Source organism: Streptomyces jumonjinensis (assembly GCF_009600885.1).
Lineage (GTDB): Bacteria > Actinomycetota > Actinomycetes > Streptomycetales > Streptomycetaceae > Streptomyces > Streptomyces jumonjinensis.
On the sequence record NZ_VCLA01000201.1, the window covers coordinates 76417 to 77570 of the forward strand.

Genomic DNA, 1154 nt, shown 5'->3' on the forward strand with positions numbered 1-1154 from the left:
CGGCCCCCCGGGCAACCGTGGTGGTGGACGGGGATCTCCACGCGGACGAGGAGTTCCTGCTGGCCTGCCTCACCGCACGCCCGGACCAGCTCGACGCGGTCGTCGGCTGGCTGCGCCCCTCGGACTTCGCCGACCCGGGGCATCAGCAGCTCTACCGGGCGCTCGGGGCCCTGCACCACCGGGGCGAGCCCGTCGATCAGCTCACCGTGCTGTGGGAGGTCCAGCGGCGCGGTGCCCTCCCCAGCGGCACTCTGGACTCCGAGCGGGTCCTCACGGTCTGCGACCCACTGGCGCTCGGCGGTTCGGCCGAGCACTTCGGCGAACAGGTCGTGGCGGCCTCGCTGACCCGGACCGCCGCTGAGACCGCCCGCCGTATACGGGCCCTGGCAGACGACGCTGCGATCCCGGCCGGGCGGCTGATCGGGCACGCCCTGCACGCCCTCGGCCCGCTGGACGAGGTCCGCCAACGGTGGCACACCGCCCGCACCGGCCCCGTACCCGGCAAGCCCCAGCCGCCCGGCACGGCGCGGTCATTGCCCGCCCGTGCGGAGGCGGCCCGCGCTCGCAGCCGCTCCCTCCGCACCAGCGCACCGGCCCCGGCCGCCGCGCCCGTCCCCGCTGCTTCTGCCCGTACGTCCCGACGGAGCCCCGCATGATCCACGACCACACCGGCCGTGCCGCCATGGAGAAGGGCGAGCTGTACGCGCTGGCAGCCGAGGCCGAGGAACTCGGCGAGGAGATCACCATCCCTGGCTCCCTCACCGGCCTCCCGGACCTGGTCACCGCCTCCCAGGAACTCACCGCGCTGAACGGCCTGGTCAACGATCTGGCCGACCACGTCATGCACCGGACCGCTCTCGGCAGCCCCGGGCCCGAACGGGGAACGGTCGTCCAGGGCTGCACCGCCGCCGCCGAGCACGCCGGGCAGGCGGTGGCGAACTTCACCCGCGCGTACAGCCAGCTCGGCCAGCTCCACCACCGTGCCGAGACCCTCCCGGCCGAGAACACCAACGCGACCTTCCGTCTGCTCCGCCACCACCTGGAGGTGGCCCGGGAGGACCTGGACTCCGTCGCCCTGGAGCTGCGGACCGCGGCGGACACGATCGGCCGCCCCTTGCCCCAGGTCACCGCCGCGCTCAGCCGCTCGACCCAGC

At 74.9% G+C, this 1154-nt stretch carries 2 protein-coding genes; both read left to right on the forward strand.

The genetic code is table 11. The annotated features are described in order from the left end of the window. Positions 1–656 (forward strand): DnaB-like helicase N-terminal domain-containing protein (locus FF041_RS35910; protein ID WP_323393670.1); only part of this gene is annotated, 656 nt, incomplete at its 5' end. Next, a partial coding sequence (locus FF041_RS38480; RefSeq protein WP_194292324.1) for a hypothetical protein occupies positions 653–1154 on the forward strand: 502 nt, incomplete at its 3' end. The genes FF041_RS35910 and FF041_RS38480, both read left to right, overlap by 4 nt.